This window comes from Roseburia hominis, from assembly GCA_040702975.1.
GTDB classification, from domain to species: Bacteria; Bacillota; Clostridia; order Lachnospirales; family Lachnospiraceae; genus Allocoprococcus; species Allocoprococcus hominis_A.
Window position 1 is genome coordinate 3132192 of sequence record CP159990.1, and the last position, 20425, is coordinate 3152616.

Here is a 20425-nt window from a genome sequence, read left to right on the forward strand (position 1 = left end):
TTTTTTAGGCGTACCGATTGAAATAAGGTCCACTGGATCTTCACTCAAGTATGCATGTCAAAGAAAATGCCGCAGGATTCTTTCCCGCGGCATTTTCTCTGGCAAACTATTCTGTATATTTGTCAGTCCTCCAAATATTACAATCCGGAAACTACCAATTCTTTCACATAGATGGACGGTGCAATAATCATACCTCCATCTCCGTTGTTCATCAGGTAATCCTCTCCAATACCCTCGATCACCTGTAACATGTCATAGAAATTGCCTGCCACCGTAATCTGGTTGACGCTTCCGTCAATCTCGCCGTTCTCAATCTGATAGCCCTTGGAAATCAGTGAGAACTTGCCGCTCACCGGATCTGCTCCGGCGAACATACCATCGCAATTCGTGATGTAAAGTCCGTCTCCCATATCACGCATCAGTTCTTCAAGCGGCTTAGTCTCGCCCTCCAGCTTCAGATTCGTAACGAACACTCCCGGTTTACTGCGGCAGCTTTCTTTAAATCCGTTTCCAGTAGACGCCACGCCATCCTTCTTCGCCTCTTCCTGATTATACAGGAACATCTGAAGCACGCCATCTTTCACGATCTCCTTACGGCTCGTCGGCGTTCCCTCGTCATCGAAGGCTCTCTGATTTGCTCCACCCGGCAGCTTCGGATCTTCCACAAGATTCACGATAGAGGAGGCAATCCTCTCGCCCTTCTTACCCGCCAGCTTGCTTAAATCCTTGTGAACCGTATCTGCCGCGAAATTCTTGACGAACATGCCCAGCATCTCGCAGATCACGCTGTTCTTAAGGATGACCGGATAGGTTCCCGTCTTAATCTGCTGTGCAGCCAGCATTCCTACGGCCTCGCTTGCCGCTTCCGTAGCTGCCGCCGACATATCCAGTTCTTCTGCAGAAAGCGCTAGAATCTCTCCACCTGCAATCTGCACGACTCCGTCCTTTTCCGCCTCTGCATTTACGCCGAAAAAGGCATATTTGTTCTCATCTTCCATACAACCGCCCTGATCATTCCGAATGGAAATCCTGCGAATAATCTCGCCGCACTGAAAATGATTGAACTTCTTCACGCCCGGATGTGCCGCGAGCGCTTCCTTCTCCGCCTGGATCAAACGCTCTGCAAGAATATCCACAGCCGTAAGCTGCTCCTGCTTCTCACACTTCACTTCTGTGAGCGCATTCACGCTGCCCTCTGCATCTGAAAGCATCGCTACTTCTTTCAAATCCGCAATCTCGCCCTCGAACAGCTCCTTTGAGAAATCTTCTATATAGACATATCCTGTCTTACCCTGATATTCGCCCTGCACGTAGCAGCCTGCCACTTCGCTCTGAAAATTACTCTCCGGAGCGCCCTGGTACACATTCACCGACACCTTGCGGACCTCCTCGGTATAGAACTGTAAGTTGCAGATCTCATGACTGTGGGCTGCTTCTGTAAATTCCTGAATAAACGTATTTATCATGACTTAATCCCTCCCACTGTCATATTGCTGATGCGGAGCGTCGGCTGCCCGGCTCCGATATATAATGCGCCGCTTGACGCATAACAGAATCCCTGACGCAGATCATAATCGTCTGCGACCATATCCACGTTCTTAAGGACAGTACCTCCGTTTCCGATCAAGGTTGCTCCTCTTACCGGGGTGGTGATCTTACCATTCTCGATCAGATAGCATTCACCGGTACTAAAATTGAAATCACCTGTGGCCGGTTCTACCGAACCACCGTTGATCGCTTTTACGAATAATCCACGCTCCGTTGCCCGGATGATCTCCTCCGGCTTACTCTTACCCGGAGCAATATAGGTATTCGTCATACGTGCGACCGGAGCAAATTTGTAATTCTGCCTTCTGGAAGAACCTGTCGGTGCGAGGTTTGCACGCATACCATTCAGGCGGTCTACCATATAACTCTTTAAGATACCATTCTCGATCAGAATATTCTTCTGCGTCGGTGTTCCCTCATCATCTATGTGAAGGGAACCCCACTCATTTGCAAGAGAACCATCGTCCACCAGCGTCACGATATCCGAAGCAATCTTCTGCCCCAGTTTCCCACAGAATTCCGATGCGTTCTTTGCGATCACGGTCGCCTCGAGGCTGTGTCCGCAGGCTTCATGGAACACCAGTCCGCCGAATCCGTTATCCACGACCACACTCATCTGTCCGCCGGGACAAGGCTCGGAATGAAGCACTACCTTGGCCTGTCTTGCCGCTTCCCGGGCACAGGCCTCCACATCGATCAAATCATAATACTCATGGCCTCTCATAGCACCCGGGCCGTAATATCCACTTTGAATATCATCGCCATTTTGCGCATAAGCCCCAATATAAAGACGAGTCTTTACACGGGTGTCCTGCACAAAAAGCCCTTCCGTATTCGCGATCTGGACTTCCTGCTCCATATCCGTGAGCTTCACGCGCATCTGCACGATCTCCTCATCGTATTCCATACCTGCGCGAATCGCACGGCGAAGCGGCTCCATCCTCTTCTCTGACGGCAGTTTTGTCGCCAGAATCACGTCTGGACCCATAGAATAGATCTTCTTTTCACCAAGGGCAATTCGTGAAGTCTGCCCTTTCTTCATTGCTTTTGTCAAATCCTTTACCAGACCGGACAGAGCTGCCTCTGTCCGCTGGTTCGTATATCCGTAGTAACAGTTTCCATCTTTGAACATTCGGATTCCGACTCCGCTCTCTCTTCCCATCTGACACTGTTCTACCGTCTTCTGGGTCGCGAGGGTTTCCTGCAGGGTCTTACTCTCGTCATACACCTCAGCGAAATCCGCTCCTCTAAGCGCTGCCTCATCCAAAATGTTCTCAATCATACCCTGTGACAACATCGCTATCTTTCTCCTAACTATTTATTAATCTCCTTGCAGTGATGGCACGCAACATAATGGTCCGGTGCGATCTCTGTAAGTGCAGGTGCCTCCTGTGCGCAGATATCTGTAGCATAAGGACATCTGGTACGGAATTTACATCCGCTCGGTGCGTTAATCGGACTTGGAACCTCACCCTGGATCTCAATCCGGTTCTTTGCACTCTCCGCATCCGGATCTGCCAGCGGAATTGCCGACATCAGGATCTTGGTATACGGGTGCTGCGGATTCGAGAAGATCTCATGACTGGCCGTCATCTCCACCAGACTTCCCAGGTACATAACGCCTACGCGGTCAGAGATATGTCTTACCATGGAAAGGTCATGAGAGATAAACAGATAAGTCAGCCCTCTCTCCTTCTGCAGCTTGATAAGAAGGTTTACTACCTGCGCCTGAATGGACACATCCAAAGCAGAGATCGGCTCATCACAGACGATGAAATCCGGGTCGATCGCAAGAGCACGCGCGATACCGATACGCTGGCGCTGTCCACCAGAAAGCTCGTGTGCAAAGCGGTTCGCGAAATCCGGGTTCATACCAACACTTCTTAAGAGCTCGGCAACCTTCTCATCCTTCTCTTTTGCCGTATAGTTACAATGTACATCCATTCCTTCCGCAATGATCTCACCGATCGTCATACGCGGGTCCAGAGAGGAGTACGGATCCTGGAAAATGATCTGGGCACGTTTCTTAAAATCAAGAAGTTCCTTGCCCTTTAACTGGCTTACATCTTTTCCGTCAAATGTTACCTGGCCGGATGTCGGATCGTACAGTCTTAAGATGGTACGTCCACAGGTCGTCTTACCACAGCCTGACTCTCCAACCAGTCCCAGTGTCTCACCTTTATTGATGTAGAGGCTGACATTGTCGACAGCTTTCAGTGTCCCTTTCTTTCCAACGGAGAAATATTTACACAGATTTTTTGCTTCTACTAATCTTTCACTCATCGCCCTCTACACCTCCTTATCGTAATATGATTTTACCTTCGGCGCGTCCGGATGCTGCAGCCAGCAGGATACCTTATGCGTTCCATCGACAAGTGTCTCTTCCGGCATAGCCTCTTTACAAATACCCATGCAGTATTCGCATCTTGCAGCAAACGGGCAGTGATTCATCTCGAGGATCAGGTCCGGAGGGGTACCCTGGAGAGCATACAGATCCTGCTTGTTCTCCGTATCCAGTCTCGGTACGGAAGAAAGAAGCGCCCAGGTGTACGGGTGTTTTGCATTATAGAAAATCTCACGAGCAGTTCCGCGCTCGATAACCTGGCCTGCATACATAACCTGAATGCGGTCTGCGAAGTTCGCTACAACTCCCAGGTCGTGTGTTACCAGAATGATCGCCGTGTTCAATTCCTTTTTCAGCTCGCCTAAAAGGTCCATGATCTGCGCCTGAATCGTAACGTCAAGGGCTGTCGTCGGCTCGTCGGCGATAAGCAGAGACGGATTACAGGAAAGTGCGATCGCAATCATAACTCTCTGACGCATACCACCGGAAAGCTGATGCGGATATGCATCCACACGTTTTTCTGCGTCCGGGATCTTAACCATCTTCAGCATCTTGATTGCTTCTTCTCTTGCTGTCTTTTTATCCAGATTGCGATGAAGGATCAGACCCTCCATAATCTGTTTTCCGATCGTCATAGTCGGATTCAGAGAAGTCATCGGGTCCTGGAAGATCATACTGACTTCATCCCCACGATAAGCCTGCAGCTCCTTCTTCGTCATCTTCATGACATCTTTATCGCGATACTGAATATGTGATTCTTCTTTAATCTCAGCAAACGGCGGCATCAAAAGTCGCATGATCGCCTTTGCCGTAACGGTCTTTCCACAACCAGATTCGCCTACGAAAGCAAGGGTCTCGCCCTCATTCAATTCAAAACTTACGCCACGGACAGCCTTTACTTCTCCCGCATAGGTATGGAAAGAAACTTGTAAATTATTAACATCTAATATTTTTTCCATAATTCTCGCCCCTCTACTTTCTCAATTTCGGATCCAGTGCATCTCGAAGTCCATCACCAAGCAAGGTAAAGCAAAGCATGGTAAGTGCGATCATAAACGCCGGGAAGAACAACTGGTACGGATAGAATGTAAACTGTGCCTGCGCTGCCGATGCCATGGCACCCCAGCTGGTGTTCGGCGGCTGAATACCAAGTCCGATATAACTAAGGAACGCCTCTGAGAAAATGTAACCCGGAATATCAAAGGTGATGGAAACGATTACGGTACTAAGGGTATTCGGAATCATGTGGCGCACAATGATCTTCCACGGTTTTACGCCAAGCGCCTGTGCCGCAAGAATGAACTCCTCATTCTTAATAGACAGCATCTGCGCACGGACCATACGCGCCATACCACACCAGCCGGTGATCGTCATCGCAAGGATCAGGGTAAACATACCTTTACTGTCAAATACCAGGGATAACACAATAACAATGATCAGGTACGGCACACTGATCAGAACCTCTACGATACGCATCATGATGTTATCTACCATGCCGCCAAAGTAAGCAGCAAGTCCACCATAGATACAGCCGGCTACCGCCGAAATAAATGCGCCAAGAATACCGATCGTAAGAGACACACGTCCGCTGATCCATACACGGGCGAAGATGTCACGTCCCAGTTTATCTGTACCGAACCAGTGCTTTGCATTCGGCCCCTGATTGATTACGGTCTTATCTACCTCTTCAAAAGCATAGCCGCTAAGCTTTGGTCCGATGATGACCATGACTACAATGGCTAAAAGGAGAAACAAAGCAAGTGTAGCCACTTTATTCTGACGGAGTCTTCTCCAGGCATCCTGAAAATATCCGACCCGCGGCCTCGAGGTCGCCTCCACTCCGTTATCTTCTATTCCTATAATCTGTAATTTTTCTTTTGGGATACTTTGCATCATAACACCTCCTACTTATCTGACGCCACTCTGATACGCGGGTCAATGACCATGTATACGAAATCCACTACAAACTGCATCACGATAAACAGTACCGCGTAGAAGACTGTAGTACCCATAACCATCGTATAATCATGGTTGTTAATAGAGGTTATATAATAGAATCCGATACCGGGAATGGAGAACATTCTCTCGGTAACGAACGCTCCCGTAAATACACCGACAACGCTGCTTGAGAAAATGGTAACTGCCGGAAGCAAAGAGTTTCTAAGCACATGGCGGAAGATTACTTTCTTCTCGCTAAGACCCTTTGCCCTTGCCGTCAATACATAATCCTGATTCAGGGTATCCAGCATACTGGATTTAATATAACGGGCATAGGTCGCAACCGAACTAAAGCTCATTACAATTACCGGTAAGATCATGTGTTCCGGTTTTCCCCAGCCGGAAGCCGGCGTCACTCCTAATTTTACTGCAAAGATATACTGCATCAGGGAGGCTAGCACGAAGACTGGTATCGTCGCCCCCAAAATCGCAATGAACATGACTATGTAGTCCGGCCACCTGTTCTTATTGAGTGCCGCGACAATACCGAGGCACACGCCAATCAAGGTACCAATAACCAGAGCAGTCCCTCCTACTGCACCTGAGATAGGTGAGGTTCTTGCAATCTCACCGCTGACAGAACGTCCCGCATACAGGATACTCTCTCCAAGGTCCAGTGTAACCAGTCCCTTCATATACTTCAGATACTGGTTGAACAGCGGCTGATCAAGACCGTATTTTGCATAGAAATTTGCTTTTGTCTGTTCCGGCAGTGTTCTCGCCATACTTGCAAGCGGGTCACCCGGAATACTTCTCATCAAAAAGAACGTGATAGTCGCAACTGCGAAAAGCGTTACTATCATGTATCCGATACGCTTCAATACATACTTTACCACAGACATTTCCCTCCTTTAGCGATGAAAAAAACGGGCTATTACAGTATCCTAGCCCCATAATAACCCGTTTTGTCTCATCAATTATACTGTCATCTTCCGATATGGACTTTCCTATCTTCCCTCTACGTATACGTTCTTCCAACCCGGATGGATGAAGTACAGATTATCCTGGCCGTACTCTGCATATTTGTCATGTACGTATGACTTAGAGAACTGATGCGAAACACTTGTCGCAAACGGGCAAGCCACATAATCCTCCATCAGGATTCTTTCTGCATCAACATAATTCTGCATACGTTTCTCCGGATCCATCTCTGTCATACCAGCTCTACACAGAGCATCGTATTCCTCATTCTTCCAGTTAGAAGAAATCTGGTTGAAGTCTGACAGATGGATACTAAGCATATCGTACGGATCATTGTAGTAAGCTCCCCAGGCCATGAAACCAATCTGATAATTTCCGTTGGTCAGGTTATCTGAGAAGATATCCCACTCACTGAAATCGATCTTCAGGTTGATGCCAAGAGATTCTTTGTATACCTGCTGCAGATACTCACCAAAGGTATGATACCAGTCGTCTGTTCCTGCCAGAGAGTAAGTAACATCAAGTTTGGACGGATCATCGCCAAGTCCAAGTTCCTTCATACCTTCGATCAGAACGTCTTTTGCAGTCTTTCCGGAAGCCTCAAGCTCTTCTTTCAGCTCTTTGTTCGTATCTCCTGCTACTTCACGCATGCTCTTTCCGTCTACAGAAAGCGCCGGTGCAATCCAGCCATAAAGTGGCTCACGAAGTCCGCTGAATCCGATCTCATTCATATCCTCAATATCAACGCCCAGAGAAAATGCCTTACGGATATTCACGTTAGACATGATCGGGTCTGTTGTGTTGTAGAACTGGAAGCTGATGGTTCCGCCTGAGATATTGGTCAGAACATTGCTGTCATCTGCCTCATATTTCTGAAGCTGTTCCTGTGAGCTGACTGTGATGAAATCAATCTGTCCACTGTCATATGCGTTTGCAATAGATGTGGTATCTTTCAGAATCTGATAATCAACATAGTCCAAATCAACATTGTCCTTATCCCAGTACTGATCATTCTTTTCAATTCTCAGAGAACTGTTATGGTTCCATTCAGTCAGTACGAACGGTCCGTTATATACCAGATTCGCTGCCTCAGCACCATACTGGTCGCCGTACTTCTCAACGATATCTTTTCTCTGCGGATAGAAAATACTTGCATCGGTACTCTCCAGGAAACTTGCCATCGGGCTTGTCAGTGTAATCTCGAGTGTGTGCTCGTCCAAAGCCTTAACACCCAGTTCTTCTACCGGTTTTTCCCCTGTGCTGACTGCGTCGTAGTTCAGAATCGGAGATACAAAATAAGAGTTCGGACAGCCTGTTGCAGGATCAGCACTTCTCTGCAGAGAGTATACATACTGTTCAGCGGTAACCGGCTCACCGTCGTTCCACTTTCTGTCTTCGCCAAGGTGGAAAGTCCATACATTACCCTCGTCGTTTACTTCCCAACTCTCAGCATCTCCCGGCATAACCTCATACTTGCCGTCTCTCTGCTCAATACGGATCAGACCTTCCATTACGTTCATCATGATCTCGCTGGAATAGGTGTCAGAACGAAGGCTGACATCCATTGTGGTCGGTTCGGCAGCAAGATATGTATTGATATACTGTCCGCCTCCCTCATCGCCGCCTTTGCCTTCTCCTTCTGACTTTTTGTCTCCGCCACCGCAGGCTGTCAGGGATAATGCCATAACGCCTGTCAGTAAAAGAGCAAGCCATCTCTTCTTCATAAAACAAAACCTCCTTCTCCTGTGCATCCTTATGCACATTTTCTATTGTTTTATAATACTTATCTATTATAGCATTTACTTTAAAACATGTCTATAAAAACTATTGGCAAATCCTACTTTTTGTGAACTTTGTATATTTTCTTTAAAGTTTTTACTATAATATGCCCATAGAGAAGAAGCGTTCCGTTGTTCTCCGTTAACGCATCGCCAGATTAAAGTTCTAACCCCTTAATATTTTCCGATAAATTCCTTCTATCAGAACATCTCGCTGAACTCTTTTCCGATACACTCCGCGCGCTCCATTCCGCCTTGCAGTTTCACAGCTGATACCAGAAGATTGATGAAAGCTGCCGGTGCAGAGATTGTATTTAATGCCAGGCGGGTGGTACTTCGCACCAGGAATATCTCATCGGCCACCTCCGTGATTTCCGAATCTGCCACATCCGTGATCGCCACGATCTTCGCACCTTTCTCTTTCGCATATTCAGCAAGATTTTTCGTCATAAAATAGTAGTCAGGAAATGATACCGCTACCATAAGCACCTCTTCATCAATACAAGGAAGCAGCGAATAGACATTGTCATTAAGCTCCGTATTTACCAGGAGCGTCGAAATTGCCACCGACGCAAGTCCGCATGCCAGATACTCACATAATTGATAAGAAATTCCTCTTCCGCAGAGAACGATTCTCTTATAGGATAAAAACATTTTTGCCACCTCTAATATATGATGGCTGTTAAAATTCTGCTCCAGTTCCGCCATGAGCTGCGTCTCTTCATGGCAGATATCCATCATCAGCTTCTCTTTATTCTCCAGCTCATAGTCCGGAACTGCCGTATTGAAATATTCATTCTGACGATAAAAGCCCCCTCGGATATTCTGATTGATCAGCTTGCGGAACTCGTATTTCACTTCATTAAAACTGTTATAGCCCAGCGTCTTACACATGTTAAGGACCGTCATCTCCGTCACTCCGACCTCTGCGCTTAAATCCTTCAATGTGATGAACGCCATCTTCTCTGCGTTATCCCTCATATAGTCTGCAATCTGCTTCTGCTTTTTCGTCATATTTAAGTAAACTCTATCGATTCTTGCCGTGATATCCATAACTTTCTCCTCTATATTCAAACATTTCACACTGACTTACAAAATTATAGTATTCTTATATTCTTACTACTCAATGCGCCTACACTTTTCTGTGCTAACATGTAAAATTATACTATTAAATCATTTTCTCTGCAATAAATATTGTATTTTTTTATCAAAACGTTTAAAATATAAAGTAAATACTATAATCTAGGGGGAAATGTTATTATGGCAATTTATACCTACATTGCAGAGCAGTTGAAAGCTCTTACTTCCATTCCAAGCCCCTCCGGTTTTACCCACGAGGTGGCTGAATATGTTATGGCGACACTTAAAGATCTGGGCTATGACCCCTATCTTTCCAACAAAGGCAACATTCACGTTACCTTAGGCGGTGAGGGAAATCCGCTTCTTCTTGCGGCACATGTGGACACGCTTGGCGCTATGGTCCGCGCGATCAAGGACAACGGCCGTCTTCGCCCGACGACCATCGGCGGACATCAGTGGGGAACCGCTGACGGCGAGAACTGTACCGTACATACCCGCGACGGCAAGGTCTACACCGGCGTGATCCTGAATACTGAGCCATCCGCTCATGTGGCTGACGAGAAGCCGGACCGTGCAGAGAAGAACATGGAGATTCTTCTGGACGAGAACGTAGGCTCCAGGGAAGAAACCAAAGCTCTGGGCGTTCAGGTCGGTGATTACATCGCACTGGACCCGCGCACAACGGTTACCGAAAGCGGATACATCAAGAGCCGTTTCCTTGACGACAAACTGTCCGCTGCTATTCTTCTTGGACTGGCAAAATGCATCAAAGACGAGGGGCTTTCTCTGAACCGTAAAGTTTCTCTTGTATTTACCGTTTACGAGGAAGTAGGACACGGCGGAAGCTATGTTCCGGAAGATACAACGGAGATGCTTTCCGTTGATATGGGCTGTGTCGGTGGAGATCTGGAATGTACAGAGCGCATGGTTTCCATCTGCGCAAAGGATGCCGGCGGTCCTTACAACTACGATGTGACCAGCGCACTTGTTGCCACAGCGAAGGCTCATAATCTTGCCTATGCGATTGATGTATATCCGTACTACTGCTCCGACGTGGAATCTACCCTGAAGAGCGGCTACGATATCCGTCACGGGCTGATCGGGCCTGGCGTATATGCCTCTCACAACTATGAGCGCTCCCATATGGACGGCGTAAAGAATACCTTCCAGCTTCTGAAGGCTTATGTAACAGAATAATAATACCGAGATGAAGGTCAACTAAGCCTTCACTTAGGTATGCTTGGCAATTAAAAATGCTTTCCGCTACAATGAGGGAAAGCATTTTTTTATTAACATTCTACTCTTCGGCAAAAAGAACTGTGCCACCGGTCCGACCAAAAATGCGGCAGCGATCGTACCTATACCAAATCTGCCTCCCAGCAGGAAACCGGCTATCACAAAGAAGAGATCGCAGCATACCCGTACTGTCCTGAACTGCACATTTCTCTTTTGATTCAGCTTATCCGTCAGGATAATGGCGACCAGATCATTTGGTCCCGTGCCGCTATTGCTCTCAATCACAATGGACATTCCAAAACTCAGGATCACACAGCCGGCAAGCATCACCGCAATGCGAAGCAGCATCGGGGATGCGGCCGAAATCCTGTCCCCGATCAACCAGAGGAACAGATCAATGATCCAGCCCCCGCAGAACGCACATACCACCGTTCCCGGCTTTACGTACCCTTTTGTGGTAAGCGCCATGACCACCATGAGAAAGATCAGCGCGATCACATGCACGGTGCCGATGGAAAGCCCGACCGTCAATGCAATTCCCTGAATCATCACCGTAAAAGCATCGGATCCCAGCTCTGAGATAAGGAACAGGCTCACCCCAAGATGTGCGATCGTAAGGCCGACAAACAGGGTAACAAGCCCCTGCACCCATTGGGTCAATGTTCTGTTTTTGGTATCTACCGCGAAAATCTCTTTATTCATCTTCTCTTACTCCTTATACTATGGAACAAAATTTCCCGGGATACCGAGATGAACGTCCACTGGACGTTCACTTAGGTATACTTGGTAACAAAAAATGACCTTGAATATCTCTACATCTTCAAGGTCATCATAAGCTGTCTAGCGGATTTGAACCGCCGACCTCATCCTTACCAAGGATGCACTCTACCGACTGAGCTAAGACAGCGTGCGCATTTCAGCGACTCATTTAATATAGCACATCCAGCGCCAAATTGTCAATATATTTTTTTATAAATTTTGTCTTTTATGCTGGACAGAGGAAAAACGTTATAGTGCCGAATTGGCGCAAAGACGCTGTGATGAAAATAAAAAGACACATGGCAAAGAACTAAAAATCGGGAATGATTTGCAGTTTGTACAGTATGTAGAAAAGAAAATTTTAGAGGAAAAAAAATCACCAGAAGCAATATTGTATGATATCGAGAGGGAAGGAAATATATTTGCTACAAAAATTTGTAAAGGAACATTATATAATTATTTAAGAAATGGAATTTTTCTCAATGTAGGAATGGAAGATCTTCCGATGCCAAGAATGAAAAAGAAAAAAGAGAAGGCGATGAAAGTTCAAAAAAGAGCGAGCAGAGGAACGAGTATAGAAAAGCGTCCAAAAGAAATACAAGAGCGAAAAGAACTAGGGCACTGGGAGATGGATACTGTGGTGGGACCGCGTGGAAAATCTAAGTATGCATTTTTGGTTTTAACAGAACGGAAAACTTTAAAAGAAATTGTAGAACCATTGAAAGATCATACAGCCAAAGAAGTAATTGCTGCAATGAATCGCTTAGAACGTGAAATGGGAGAAAAGAAGTTTCGAGAAGTATTTAAAAGTATTACAGTTGATAATGGTGTAGAATTCAGTGATTTTGAGGGAATGGAACGTTCGCGAAGGAATAAAAAGCCACGCACAAAGTTATATTATTGTCATGCTTATTGTAGCTGTGAACGAGCCAGAAATGAGAATCAAAATCGAATGATCAGACGGTTTTATCCAAAAGGTAAGAATTTTGATGGTATTACGAGAAAAGAAGTAAAAGAGTTGGAAGCATGGATGAATACTTATCCACGTCCGGCATTTGATGGAAAAACAGCATCAGAAATGTATGAAATGTTTCAAGATTTAGAAAGGGAGGGAACAGCTGCTTAAATAATCAAAATAGAATAATTAAGAAATCCTCTTGATTGTTTTATAATTAAGGGGTTATTTTTGTACTCTTTTATTATATAATGAATCTGTAGAAAGGCTAAAGAACAGGAAAAAGAGCTGCTGTTTGTTCTGAAAAGGATTTAGAAAGTGAATGTATAAAAATTTTTGAAAAAGTTATTCACTAAGTATTGACAAGTGCGTTTTCCTCTGTCCAGTCACTATTCCGATGAATATACACCCCTCTTACATTGATTTCTCGCCAGATGGTAGGATAACTAAACTCTGTTAAAACTGCAATCTCTCTGATGCTGTGTCCTGCGCGATATAGTACTTCTATCCGTAAACGATCATGATATGTAACATGTTCATAATTCTTTCCCATTTTAAATATCCTTTCAGTATTATAAATAAGTCATGTTTTATCTTTTTCATCAAGATAACATGTAATGCACTGATATGCAAGCATATAAAACATATTTGGTTGTAATGAATTTAAAATTCATTACAATATCGCTCATAATATTAGTTTTTATACCTTATTGATTTTAATAATAAGCAATGAAGGAGATTCAAATTAAAACATAAAATTTTATTAAACCAAACTTCAAAGAAATGCACGCATATCGACCGTTTCCCCGAAATACGTTTGAATACAATAATAGGAGCAAGATTCACAAAATCTTACCCCTACTATTTCGACCTAGAATCAACTAAAAATACTAAGTCATAATAAGAAACCATGGTTTAGTACTACTCTTTTGTATTAACTCCCCAAATTAAATATTATTTGGATTGACACGATATCTTATTCGCTATGAATATTACTAAATTATATTCGTAGATTAAACACCTTTTAGCCTCTGATACATCTATAAACTACATATTATATTCTCTAGTGTTCTTTAATTTACCTTTCTATTGCATGGCACTATTATCCTTATACTCATACCAGCTAAGCTGTGCTTTCCACAATTTCTGATAGAGGGAATCAGGAACTTCCAACAATTCTTCATGGGTACCCTGCTCAACAATCGTTCCATGATCAAGTACGAACACACGGTCGGCAGCTTTTGCGATGCTGAGTCGGTGTGAAATAACAACAAGCGTATTCTCTTTACCTGCCTGACGGAATATAAAATCATTCAATTCCTTCTCATATAGCGGGTCGATGGCAGAGGTCGGCTCATCCAACACAAAGAAGTTTCCTCCGTGATAAAATGTCCTAGCCATCGCAAGCTTTTGCCACTGACCGCCGGACAGGTCTGTCGTTCCAAATTCCCGACCGAGGATCTCATTTTGTGGAATCTGATCAAGATCCATTTCCCTGAGAAGTTCCTCTGCAAGTTTCCTATCCTCCAACTCTAATTCCTGTGGCGCTATATTTTCCAGAAGCGTTAGTTCATAGCGCTGATGTTCCTGGAACATGACAGAAAATGCATCGGAAATTTTCCCTTCTACTCTTCCCTCTGTGACAGACAGCAAGCCTGTCAGCAGCTTGGAAAGCGTCGTTTTTCCAGCACCATTTACCCCAACCACTGCGACCTTCTCCCCGGCATGTATTGTAAAGTCCAGATTGTGAAGCACTGCTTCTTTCCCTGTCGGGTAAGTAAATCCTGCATGGTCAAATGCAATCTTTCCGGTCAGTTCCGAACAGCGTATTTCATCTTCGCTGTCCATAAATAAGAAAAATGGCTTTACCATCATACGGAACTGCGAGAAATATCCAAGATCTGCAAACAACTGTGCATACTGGTTCTGCAACTGCAGTGTCGTGGATATCGCGACCATAAATTCAGCATAGTCAATCGAACCATGGAAGAAAAGCCACCCCGCCAGCACATAGACTCCTGCTGTTGCCAAAGCGCGCACAAGCGTCAAAAGTGTGCGGATCTTCAGTACCTGTTTCTCCACTTCATATTCTTTTTCTCGCAATGCATTTGAGGAATCCTTCCATTTATTAATCAAAAACTCACTGCTCTCATACACAAGCCGTTCCTTTGCATAACGGATATCAAGTACACAAAGCCTGCGCTCTTTCTCTTCTTTTGCAAGAGATGCAAGTAGTGTACGCCTACGATTTTTCAAAATGCCCTCACTGACATTTTCCAGAAGTGCCGGCACTGCCGTCAACACAATAAGAAGAAAAAATACCGGATGGATTGTTGCCACATAGCCAGACAAAAACATGATAGACAGCGCTGCGCCAGACAGCGTGATCACACATTCCACAACCCGATAAACATTAATACTGGCGACTTTTGCCTCCCACAATCTATTATAAAATGACGGTGTCTCATAGTAACTCATCGCTATTTTCCCGCATTTTTCGTGAAGCAAAAGCTTCGTCTTCTTCTCAAATTCCAAAAGTCCCCCAAACTGAACTGCTACCCGCTCATAATAAATCGTATATCCCTTCAGGAGAAACAGATAGACACCGTACAATACAACTGGCAAAAGAAGTTCTGCAACCGGCTGAGTCCCAAATACTGTGTGCTCAGCAAACTGGTAGATGCGACGGCTGATCTGGATGCCGATAACCGGAAGGATTGCCAGAAACAGATGTACAAACACCATCCCGGTAAAATGCCGAGGCATCAGTTTTGCTCCCAGACCGATGCATCTTATTACGGTCTGCTTACTATTTTGTTTCATTCACATACATCTCCTTCTGTGTCTGATAAAGCTTCCGGTAAATACCATCCGCACGCATCAATTCTTCGTGACTTCCGTGTTCTGCAAGATGTCCCTGATCCAACACAAGGATCTCATCCATCTGACTGATTGCACCGAGCCGGTGTGTGATAAACAGCGTTGTCTTCTCGCGAAGAACTTTCTGACTCTTCACATAGACATCTCGCTCAGAAATCGGATCGAGGCTTGCAGTCGGTTCATCTAAAATGATAAAGTCCGCATCTGACAGAAATGCTCTTGCAACTGCAAGCCGCTGTAACTGTCCTTTTGAGAGCAACGTTCCTTCTTCTGTCAGAAGCGTAAGCGGCGTATCAAGGCCTTGCTTCAGGCCACCGCACTCCAACATATCAAGCACTTCCAAAAGTTTTTCATCCGCCAGTGACAAATCATTTCCCATCAGAAGGTATTCTCTTACTGTTACTGGATAAATTTGAAAGTCCTGAAACAACGCTGTCTTCTTCCATGTGCTGCCACAGAATATTCCACCAGTCGGCTCATAGAGATCCAAAAGCAATTTTGCAAGCGTTGTCTTCCCAGCTCCATTCACTCCAACAAGTCCATAATGTTTTCCTCGCTCAAAAGTAAAAGAAACATCTTTTAGCGTATCCTCCTTATTTCCATCGTAGCGAAAATGAAGATGGGAAAGAGATAACGAACTACATTCCTCTTTTTCCTTCTGTTTCTCTCGCGGCACATATGCTAAAAATGCTGCTAATTCCTTCTGGAGCCCGCGAAATTCCCGGATTGGAAACACACTCTCGGCACACCTGGAAAGCTCATCAAGCACCCGTGCGATCATCTCCGTGATTGCCGTATAAGTGCCAAGAGTCATTGCCGCTATTGTCTGCGGCAAAGCAAAATAAAACAAGGTAAAGACAGTAATCCCAATTAAAATACTTTCAAGCAAAACCTGACCACGGAATCTAGCAAGTCCACTCTTTTTATTCACTCTAGCCGCCCGGTCAAATTCTTCTGAAAATCGTGCATCCATCGCCTCTGACGTACCGTAAATACGGCGCTCATAAGCATATTCCCGTTTGATCTGCAGATCAGAGATATAATTAAACCGACGCGCAGCCTTCATATAGCGCTGCCAGAAACCAAATGTATTTTTTGTAGCACGCACATTAACATAAAATGCGGCGCAAATCAGAGCCGTTAACACGAAAATGACCAGAAATGACGTATTTCTCATAAACCATAACAGTACTGCCACAGACAGTCCAAGCTTCATCCAGCATACCAGTGCATCTGTATATTCCAACGATTTTTTAAAATATTCTTCTGATCTTCGGATCTTTTCCTGTGTATCCTGCTGTTCCAAAACACAAAGCGGAAGTTTCTCACAGACATGCATAACTGCCTCCGGCATTTTCGCCTGACAACTTCTCGTCACGCGAAGCCGTACTGCTATCTCAAATATATGTAACAGATTCTCGATAAAAAATAAGGACACAATCCATATAAAATCTTTCATGATCATTTTGGCAGAAGCGGCATACACAATGTGATCAATTAAAAAGAACCTGCAAAACACTTCTGCCAGAATCACGATGTAAATGCATACATTCATAATAATTAAGCTTAAATGCGACTGTTTAAAAAAATTTCTATTCATACTATACACCTTAACAATTGATTCCTAGCAACACTTCATTCTCAACATCATTTTTTACATCATATAAAAGCTTTCCATATATTTTATATGCATTTGAAATGCTTTGTTCGCAAATTAATTCAATAAATTTTTGTTTGCCTCCTACCTTTAATAATTTTAAGCAAAACTTTTTTGCAATAAAATTTGCATAATTTCTATCATAGTTATCATAGTTATTCCAAATATCAAAAATATCAATTATGTGAGAATTAAATTGATAATTATTATTATATTCAATAATGTTAAAACATTCCGCAACTCCTTCATTGATAAATTTAGCTTTGAAATTTATTCTTTTTTTTAAATAATAACAAATTACATGTGTAAGCTCATGACCACATTCTTCCCATATATACACATGGATAGAACCCAGTGGAGGATTTGCATAACTTAAATTACCACATATTTCATCTTTATGGGAAGAATAAATAAATATGTCAATTTTTTTTGGTAAATGTACGTCAAAAAAACTTTGTATTATATTATATCTAATTGTATATGCATCAATAAATTTATCACAGTTTATCTTACTAAAATTATCTACAAAATAAAAACGTAGAAAATCATTTTCAAAAAAATAATTGACTTTATCAGCTAAATGCAGTATCGTGATCCAGTTTTGACTTTCATTTGAAAAATCACCTCCCATTGCAGATGACTTAAGTAGATATTTTTTAGCCAGTTCATAATTCCCAACCGAAAACGAACCTAATCCAAGATATGCAATCCCCTTTGACACATCAAATACATATTCTGAATTATTCTTTTTAAGTACATTCTGAATTATCTGCATTCCTTCATTGATATATCCCAATTCAAATAGCGTCAAACCAAGAATATACATTTCTTGAATACTATTATTTGCAAAAATATACTCACATGAATCTAATATCATTGAATATTTTTTTTTTTGTATAATTCCAAAATCTCCATGTAATGCTCCTTATTTAATTTTTGTTATATTGTAGTAGTTAAATTTATTTTTTTATTACGACATAAGCATTTATATAGAATCTTCAAAAAATATTTCTTTTCGGATTAATATATCCTACAAGTATGATACCATATTTGTAGGATATTCTTTATTTAGCTAATATATCGAACTTATCTTATATTTATTTTATTCATAAAAATATGAAAGAGACGTCATATCAAATGGAGTACAATTTCTTTTATCATAAACATTTTTATATAAGATGCAGCCTCCAAAACAATCTGGAAGATGTCTGCATTTTATACATTGTTTATCTGCAAAGCAATCTGCTGAAGAGTACCAGTTAAGTAAACTATTAGGATCTATTGAAAGATTCCCCTCTTCATCTATACTACCAATTTTTCCATTAGGAAGTGACATTGTATTGATGCATTTCCATAAACTTAAATCAGGAGTTAGATAAAAAACTTTTTCATCACAACATGCCTCACAAGATCGATTGTAGTATCGGTTATTGGAAAGTTTATATCCAATAGATGCAGCCATGTCATAAAATTCTTTTAAATTGTTGACATTATTAAAATTTTTTTCTGAATAAGACTCTGTTGTATAAATAACTCTAATAGATACAATAATATGTTTTCGTAATTCCTTTCGTATCTGCAGTAACGCATCTTTAATCTCTTCAACAGAGTTATTGTTTAAATTTATTCGAAGATAGAACTCTGATCCTGGGGCAATTAAATACCTTTCCATTTTTTCATTAATTATTTTAATAAGACAATCAAATGATGGTTTATTATTTTTAAATTTTCGTGTTTTATCATGACTTTCTTTTCCACCATCTAGCGTAATTTGAAACGTTTTACAATTATGTTCCATTAACGTGTCAATTATTTCATCTGTAATTAATGAGCCATTAGTTACAATAGAAGTAGAGTAATCAAAGCAATATTGTTGCGATAGCTCCTTTGTATATTCTAACATATCTTTAAATTGTTTGTATAAAAGAAGCGGTTCGCCTCCAAATAAACTTAGTTCGACATGGCGATAATGTTTAAAATTTTTTTTGGCATACAGTTTTAATGCCTTAAAATAGGCAGATGATGTTTTTATTTCACGTTGAGGCGCCTCAAAACAGTAAGGACATGCAAAATTGCATTCAAAAGTAGGCGTCAAGATGAGTGTCAACTCTGATGTGTCAAAATAATTCTTTTTATAAATGTATTCAAGCGCTTTGAACTCATCCATATTTTCTTCAATTATAAATCCATTATCTTGAAGATATAATTTTTCTTCTTCAGAAAACAAACATTCAACATTAGTTAGTTGATTATCTTCAAAATCAACAGTACAATCTTCTTGTATTTGTAATACTGCCTTTGATATTGAATTGTAGATATAGAACTTTCCATCAATATTGCATAATATATTGTAACTACTAAATTTCATATAACTCTCCATTCCTCCATCTTCCTGCTGGTGGCGCAAATAGTAATGAAAGAAATTAACACTTTCAAGTTTTCATGTTACAAAAGAATCGTTTATAAAGATATTTTACCATTAAGCATCAAATCGAACGCTTATTTATGGATGTGTAGGATTCTTACCACTAATAAGTAAAAAATCTTTAATTAAAATGTGTTCACGATATATCAACCGGAAAATCTAACAAATTTTTTGTAGTGTAAAGCCTTATATGTTTGTAATGTAAAACATATACCTATTTTCACAATTATTACACAATTTGTTATTCTTCACATAATCAAAAAGTTCAAAATACATACGAACTTAGAATTTATATTTCATTTCAATATAGGTGTCGCATCGTATTAACTATTTATTTGCAAATATTTTATAGCGCCCCACAATTTCCTGTGCATTTACATGCATCAAGAGGCGAAATATGCTCTGTTCTATGTAACTCACTGGCCATTGTTTCAATTTGTTGAATTGGATTTGTGCGTGCAGATTTAATTACTTTAAAAATATCAGATTTCAAATCTTTTTTCATAATTATACACCTCTTTATCGCGAACACCTATATTGTTTGTTACTAATATACCATATATTTTCAAAAAATTCCAGCATCAAAACATTATTTTACACATAATTCTTTTCAACTTAATTCTTTTTACAGAATATATTTATTCATTTTTACTTGTGATTTTAAAAGTATTTTCCCTTTTAGTAGCATCCATTATCTTATCGTCATCAATTTTTCTTATATCTTACAGCATATTATATACCAATACTTATGCTCAAGAATTCCACTCCATACAAATCATTGCCTTCCTGTTATACTATAAACATCAAGTATTCTTATGAAATTCTAAATCCTCAATTTTTACCC

17 protein-coding genes and 1 tRNA gene are annotated in these 20425 nt (G+C 42.1%); 2 read left to right on the forward strand and 16 right to left on the reverse strand.

The window, feature by feature from the left end:
• Nucleotides 1–137: 137 nt before the first annotated feature.
• From ABXS75_14500 to ABXS75_14535, 8 genes are all read right to left on the reverse strand, one after another.
• Complete coding sequence (locus ABXS75_14500; GenBank protein ID XCP84265.1) at nt 138–1466, reverse strand: metallopeptidase TldD-related protein; 1329 nt, start codon at nt 1464–1466, stop codon at nt 138–140.
• On the reverse strand, nt 1463–2845 hold the full coding sequence (locus ABXS75_14505) for a TldD/PmbA family protein (GenBank protein ID XCP84266.1): 1383 nt from the start codon (nt 2843–2845) through the stop codon (nt 1463–1465). The genes ABXS75_14500 and ABXS75_14505 overlap by 4 nt, the downstream gene beginning before the upstream one ends.
• 17 nt (nt 2846–2862) lie before the next feature.
• On the reverse strand, nt 2863–3831 hold the full coding sequence (locus ABXS75_14510; protein ID XCP84267.1) for an oligopeptide/dipeptide ABC transporter ATP-binding protein: 969 nt from the start codon (nt 3829–3831) through the stop codon (nt 2863–2865).
• Nucleotides 3832–3837: 6 nt separating this feature from the next.
• Nucleotides 3838–4851 (reverse strand): ABC transporter ATP-binding protein, encoded by a 1014-nt coding sequence (locus ABXS75_14515; protein XCP84268.1) that lies wholly within the window; start codon nt 4849–4851, stop codon nt 3838–3840.
• A gap of 13 nt (nt 4852–4864) precedes the next feature.
• Entirely contained in the window at nt 4865–5788 is a 924-nt protein-coding gene (locus tag ABXS75_14520) for an ABC transporter permease (protein ID XCP84269.1), read from the reverse strand.
• Between the two features lie 8 nt (nt 5789–5796).
• Nucleotides 5797–6726: an ABC transporter permease gene (locus tag ABXS75_14525; protein XCP84270.1), complete on the reverse strand. Its 930-nt coding sequence runs from the start codon at nt 6724–6726 to the stop codon at nt 5797–5799.
• Nucleotides 6727–6837: 111 nt separating this feature from the next.
• The gene (locus tag ABXS75_14530) at nt 6838–8535 is read right to left on the reverse strand and encodes a peptide ABC transporter substrate-binding protein (protein XCP84271.1); all 1698 of its coding nucleotides are present in this window, start codon (nt 8533–8535) and stop codon (nt 6838–6840) included.
• A gap of 255 nt (nt 8536–8790) precedes the next feature.
• Nucleotides 8791–9642: a MurR/RpiR family transcriptional regulator gene (locus tag ABXS75_14535; GenBank protein XCP84272.1), complete on the reverse strand. Its 852-nt coding sequence runs from the start codon at nt 9640–9642 to the stop codon at nt 8791–8793.
• Between the two features lie 207 nt (nt 9643–9849).
• Between ABXS75_14535 and ABXS75_14540 the strand changes: the two genes are divergently transcribed.
• Nucleotides 9850–10866 (forward strand): M42 family metallopeptidase, encoded by a 1017-nt coding sequence (locus ABXS75_14540; GenBank protein ID XCP84273.1) that lies wholly within the window; start codon nt 9850–9852, stop codon nt 10864–10866.
• A gap of 66 nt (nt 10867–10932) precedes the next feature.
• Here the strand turns inward: ABXS75_14540 and ABXS75_14545 are convergent, their stop codons facing one another.
• Both ABXS75_14545 and ABXS75_14550 read right to left on the reverse strand, forming a co-directional pair.
• Nucleotides 10933–11607: a hypothetical protein gene (locus ABXS75_14545; GenBank protein XCP84274.1), complete on the reverse strand. Its 675-nt coding sequence runs from the start codon at nt 11605–11607 to the stop codon at nt 10933–10935.
• Nucleotides 11608–11739: 132 nt separating this feature from the next.
• Nucleotides 11740–11812 (reverse strand) — tRNA-Thr (locus tag ABXS75_14550).
• Between the two features lie 54 nt (nt 11813–11866).
• On the opposite strand from ABXS75_14550, the gene ABXS75_14555 reads away from it, so the two are divergent.
• Nucleotides 11867–12790, forward strand: a complete 924-nt coding sequence (locus tag ABXS75_14555; GenBank protein ID XCP87163.1) for an IS30 family transposase — start codon at nt 11867–11869, stop codon at nt 12788–12790.
• A gap of 181 nt (nt 12791–12971) precedes the next feature.
• Here the strand turns inward: ABXS75_14555 and ABXS75_14560 are convergent, their stop codons facing one another.
• From ABXS75_14560 to ABXS75_14585, 6 genes are all read right to left on the reverse strand, one after another.
• Nucleotides 12972–13172, reverse strand: coding sequence for a helix-turn-helix domain-containing protein (locus ABXS75_14560; protein XCP84275.1), 201 nt, complete (start codon nt 13170–13172; stop codon nt 12972–12974).
• Between the two features lie 533 nt (nt 13173–13705).
• Complete coding sequence (locus tag ABXS75_14565; protein XCP84276.1) at nt 13706–15442, reverse strand: ABC transporter ATP-binding protein; 1737 nt, start codon at nt 15440–15442, stop codon at nt 13706–13708.
• Nucleotides 15429–17099, reverse strand: a complete 1671-nt coding sequence (locus tag ABXS75_14570) for an ABC transporter ATP-binding protein (protein ID XCP84277.1) — start codon at nt 17097–17099, stop codon at nt 15429–15431. The genes ABXS75_14565 and ABXS75_14570 overlap by 14 nt, the downstream gene beginning before the upstream one ends.
• A 10-nt stretch (nt 17100–17109) precedes the next feature.
• Complete coding sequence (locus tag ABXS75_14575) at nt 17110–18033, reverse strand: hypothetical protein (GenBank protein XCP84278.1); 924 nt, start codon at nt 18031–18033, stop codon at nt 17110–17112.
• Between the two features lie 225 nt (nt 18034–18258).
• On the reverse strand, nt 18259–19536 hold the full coding sequence (locus tag ABXS75_14580) for a radical SAM protein (protein ID XCP84279.1): 1278 nt from the start codon (nt 19534–19536) through the stop codon (nt 18259–18261).
• 391 nt (nt 19537–19927) lie between these two features.
• Nucleotides 19928–20086, reverse strand: a complete 159-nt coding sequence (locus ABXS75_14585; GenBank protein XCP84280.1) for a hypothetical protein — start codon at nt 20084–20086, stop codon at nt 19928–19930.
• Between the last annotated feature and the right edge of the window lie 339 nt (nt 20087–20425).

Coding starts and splice junctions, on each gene's coding strand:
- ABXS75_14510 (XCP84267.1), bottom strand. CDS start 3,831: ATGAGTGAAAGATTAGTAGAAGCAAAAAATCTGTGTAAATATTTCTCC.
- ABXS75_14545 (XCP84274.1), bottom strand. CDS start 11,607: ATGAATAAAGAGATTTTCGCGGTAGATACCAAAAACAGAACATTGACC.
- ABXS75_14560 (XCP84275.1), bottom strand. CDS start 13,172: ATGGGAAAGAATTATGAACATGTTACATATCATGATCGTTTACGGATA.
- ABXS75_14505 (XCP84266.1), bottom strand. CDS start 2,845: ATGTTGTCACAGGGTATGATTGAGAACATTTTGGATGAGGCAGCGCTT.
- ABXS75_14570 (XCP84277.1), bottom strand. CDS start 17,099: ATGAATAGAAATTTTTTTAAACAGTCGCATTTAAGCTTAATTATTATG.
- ABXS75_14520 (XCP84269.1), bottom strand. CDS start 5,788: ATGATGCAAAGTATCCCAAAAGAAAAATTACAGATTATAGGAATAGAA.
- ABXS75_14515 (XCP84268.1), bottom strand. CDS start 4,851: ATGGAAAAAATATTAGATGTTAATAATTTACAAGTTTCTTTCCATACC.
- ABXS75_14530 (XCP84271.1), bottom strand. CDS start 8,535: ATGAAGAAGAGATGGCTTGCTCTTTTACTGACAGGCGTTATGGCATTA.
- ABXS75_14535 (XCP84272.1), bottom strand. CDS start 9,642: ATGGATATCACGGCAAGAATCGATAGAGTTTACTTAAATATGACGAAA.
- ABXS75_14580 (XCP84279.1), bottom strand. CDS start 19,536: ATGGAGAGTTATATGAAATTTAGTAGTTACAATATATTATGCAATATT.
- ABXS75_14500 (XCP84265.1), bottom strand. CDS start 1,466: ATGATAAATACGTTTATTCAGGAATTTACAGAAGCAGCCCACAGTCAT.
- ABXS75_14575 (XCP84278.1), bottom strand. CDS start 18,033: ATGATATTAGATTCATGTGAGTATATTTTTGCAAATAATAGTATTCAA.
- ABXS75_14585 (XCP84280.1), bottom strand. CDS start 20,086: ATGAAAAAAGATTTGAAATCTGATATTTTTAAAGTAATTAAATCTGCA.
- ABXS75_14565 (XCP84276.1), bottom strand. CDS start 15,442: ATGAAACAAAATAGTAAGCAGACCGTAATAAGATGCATCGGTCTGGGA.
- ABXS75_14540 (XCP84273.1), top strand. CDS start 9,850: ATGGCAATTTATACCTACATTGCAGAGCAGTTGAAAGCTCTTACTTCC.